The following is a 3,330-nucleotide window of genomic DNA, read 5'->3' as shown; positions in this document are numbered from 1 at the left end:
GCTGCCGACCTCATAGCCTGGACCCAAATGCTCGCCCTGACCAGCCATGATGCCCGCCGGTGGGAACCCAAACGACTGCGCCACCGACTCTTCTGCATCGCCGGATCCATCGCCCGGCACGCCCGCCGCACCCGCCTGCACCTCGCCGCGACAGCCCCCGACACCGGCCTGCTGATCGCCGGCCTACAGCGCCTGAACCGGATGCGAGCACCCACATGACCGACACGACTTCCTTGACAATCCGATCACGAAACACCCCCACGGGACAGTGGAACCCGACGCCACCCGACGCAACACCGGGCCGCATCACCATGCCCACGAACGAAACCCTCACTCGAGGACACCAATCCGAAACCGATCAGGAGGGGACGACCACCTCACGAAAGATCGAGGCTAGTCCGATCCATCGCGCAGCAAAGCGCAGCCATCAGGCGCAGCGGCGGATACGACGGGCGCAGCACCTTCACCGTCGTCGCAAGCAACAAGAAATTTCCCGCGCTACTTAATCAGTATCTTCAATCAGGCGACGAATCGATCGATAAGTATGTCAAGGAGATTAGCCGCGGGAGGGTGCAGATCCTGCATATTGACGACTTCAAGAAGAGTTACCCGAACTTTTCCCTGACACCGAAGCCTGATCAGTCAGGTGGCGGTAGCAGCGGTGCGAGCACGGCAGCAACGTCAACCAGTACGTCCGCGAGTTCGTCGAAGCCTGTAGCATCGCAAGCGACAGTGCCCCCTCGTGTGACGCAAACAGTGGCCACGCAGGCTCCGGCAGTCACTGCCCCCAGCAGCACAGGTGGCCTAGGCGGAGGAAAGCTATTGTCAGGAACAGGCACCGCAGCTCTCGGAGGAGCCGCCGTGGGCGGAACCGCGAACGCTGCGGCAGGAGCCGCGAAGCCCGCACCCCCCGCAGCCGCAGCAAAGGGCACATCGTCGAGCAGCAGCACAAACTCGGACCCACTCGCCAACCTAACCGACGCACAGAAGGCCGAACTATACCGCATCGCGAAAGACAGTCAGATGCGAATGGCGGTCAACTTCCGAATCGGCATCAACACCGCAGGCGCCCGCGCAGCCCGAGGTCGAGGACGGTGACGAGCGCCAGCATGACCACGAAGCCGATGGGATTCAGGAGACTCCGATGACGATACAGAGCGAAAATGACATCAACATTGCTGCAAATGCGCTCTCGAAAGCTCTCTCCTTTGAGGAAGGCGGAGCCTTTGCGTTCAGACTGCTAGGCATAATCTCGGCTACATTGAAAATTGCTAACTCGTGGGAATTGTGGGGACCCACCGACGCCGATCATGAGGAAGACTTCCCCGAGCATGGAGTTAGCGTAAACATCGCTAATGGGCCAGAATCGCTGCTGGCGGCGATGGCTAAATACGACGATAGCGACGACCGGTCAGGCTGGGCATTCTTCGCCGAGAATGCAATGGTGGCTATCGACTTTCCCATTTGGCCGATACTGAGCGCTCCTGATTCGGACTACGTGCATGAATGTCGGGTTACAGTGCGCATCAATGCGGGGGTTAACCTCACGGAAGATGCGGTTCGAGACTGCTTCGTTCAAATATCGCAACTAGTGGCTGCACAAGAACTCTATGCAGTGCTCAGTCGAGATTCGAAATACGGAAAGCCGCCGCTCGACCGAGCGTACTTTCATGACGAGCCGTCTGATGACTACCTGCATGACGTTGGGTGGCTAAATGCCTATCCTGCTGACACTCCGCTTGACCGCACCCTGCTCCCCCCGCATGCTCGGGTGTGGGACGATGATGGATACGTTTTCATTCAGTTGAATGAATCGCCAAATGCTTTGACGCACAGCGATATCGACGCTCTCTTTCAAGCGCAAGAGGCAGGGATTGCGCAGCGGCGTTAGTTAGAGATGCGACGAATCGGAAAAAGTGAACTCTTGGCCAAGGCGGCGGAATCTGGCCTCATGAAATTGGCGTCCGGGTTCGATCGTTCTTAAGACATCCCGGCAGCTGACCTGTTTGCCCAGGTCGCCTGTGTAACGCGACCCGTGTCCGCAACAGCGTCACGGAATCGCTCGTGCCTGATACGGCTGTATGGCCACGGAGAAGGCGAGACCCGCTCTCACGGCGTGCCCGGATGATGATCAGCCGGTCACCGTTTCTGTCGGTTTGGTAGTCGGTCGATCTGTTGATGCGCGCTTAGTTTCTCGCGCGTTTGGTCGAGTTCGAGGTCGAGTTCGCTGGCGACTTTCATGAGAGTCCTGATCTGTTCCCGTTCGGCCGCGAGTTGGATCTTGAGTGAGGAGTTCTCGCTGCGGAGTTTTCGGTTGGCGTCGGCGATTCTCGTGTGGGCGGTGGGGGTGTGGTGTTGGCCCTTGGAGCGCGCGGTGAACTGGTCGCAGATGTCTCTGTGGTCGCGGTAGACGACGTCGCGGCGCACGCCGGATTCGTGGATGAGCTCGGTGACTGTCAGTTTTCCGCTGGTGGATCGTAGGGGTGTGCCGGCGAGGAGTCGATCGGCGGCTGCGGTGAGCTCGCGTCGTTCGGTGGGGATGTTGCGGGTTCTGCGGGCCATGATCGGATTCCTTAGTGTTGGTTTCTGTTGTGCTGGTTAATGATTGCGTGGATGTGGTCGGCCTGGGCGCGTGCGCGGTCTCGGAGCGGGGTGGGGGCGAGCGGGTCATGGGCAGCGGCTTCGAGCCGGGGCAGGCGGGTGTGGAGTGCGTTGATGTCGCGGTCGGTGTAGGCGAGGTTGGTGCATCCGGATTGGCATTCTGATCCGCCCCGGTGTGTCCGGAGACTCTCTGTGTTTGCTTGAGAGAGGATCCAACGATGGGAACGTCGAAGTACACGCCGGAGCTGAAGGCTCGGGCGTTGGAGATGGTCGAGGATGCGCGTGATGAGCATCCGTCGGAGTACGCGGCGATCGTGCATGTCGCGCAGTTGCTGAACATCACGACACCGGAGACGCTGCGTAAGTGGGTGCGGCAGGCGGAGGTGGACCGGGGCGCGAAGCCGGGGGTGTCCACGGCCGAGTCGGAGCAGGTTCGTGCACTCAAACGTGAAGTGGCGGAGCTGAAGCGGGCGAACGGGATCTTGAAGGCCGCGGCGGGTTTCTTCGCGGCCGAGCTCGACCGGCCACACCGCTGATCGTCGACTTCATCAGCTCCCACCTGGGTGACCGGGTGGGAGCTGATGGCCTGCTGTGGGGTGTCGAGTCGATGTGCGCCGTGCTCACTGAGTACGGCTGCCCGTTCGCCCCGTCGACGTACTACGACTGGATCTCCCGCGGGTCTTCTGCCCGTGACTACCGGGATGCGTTGGTGATCAACATGATTCATGA

The 3,330-nt window shown here is 60.5% G+C and carries 3 protein-coding genes and 1 pseudogene; 3 read left to right on the top strand and 1 reads right to left on the bottom strand.

From position 1 onward, the window contains the following. Both AXK60_RS10445 and AXK60_RS26370 read left to right on the top strand, forming a co-directional pair. The coding region (locus tag AXK60_RS10445) for a transposase (protein WP_068571085.1) at positions 1–219 on the top strand (219 nt) is incomplete at its 5' end. A 925-nt stretch (positions 220–1,144) separates the two neighbouring features. After that, positions 1,145–1,891: a hypothetical protein gene (locus AXK60_RS26370; protein ID WP_139057873.1), complete on the top strand. Its 747-nt coding sequence runs from the start codon at positions 1,145–1,147 to the stop codon at positions 1,889–1,891. A 248-nt stretch (positions 1,892–2,139) separates the two neighbouring features. Here the strand turns inward: AXK60_RS26370 and AXK60_RS10440 are convergent, their stop codons facing one another. Next, positions 2,140–2,562, bottom strand: coding sequence for a hypothetical protein (locus AXK60_RS10440; RefSeq protein WP_068571084.1), 423 nt, complete (start codon positions 2,560–2,562; stop codon positions 2,140–2,142). Positions 2,563–2,867: 305 nt separating this feature from the next. Here AXK60_RS10440 and AXK60_RS10435 point away from each other — a divergent pair. Next, positions 2,868–3,262, top strand: a pseudogene (locus tag AXK60_RS10435) (transposase); the annotation flags it as partial. Positions 3,263–3,330 lie beyond the last annotated feature (68 nt).

The sequence above is a fragment of the Tsukamurella pseudospumae genome (genome assembly GCF_001575195.1).
Lineage (GTDB): Bacteria > Actinomycetota > Actinomycetes > Mycobacteriales > Mycobacteriaceae > Tsukamurella > Tsukamurella pseudospumae.
The sequence above is the reverse complement of the archived record's forward strand: the minus strand, read 5'-3'. Positions and strand labels throughout refer to the sequence as shown.

Bases quoted from the DNA above. Each gene is read 5' to 3' on its own strand.
- AXK60_RS26370 (WP_139057873.1), top strand. From the start codon at position 1,145: ATGACGATACAGAGCGAAAATGACATCAACATTGCTGCAAATGCGCTC.
- AXK60_RS10440 (WP_068571084.1), bottom strand. From the start codon at position 2,562: ATGGCCCGCAGAACCCGCAACATCCCCACCGAACGACGCGAGCTCACC.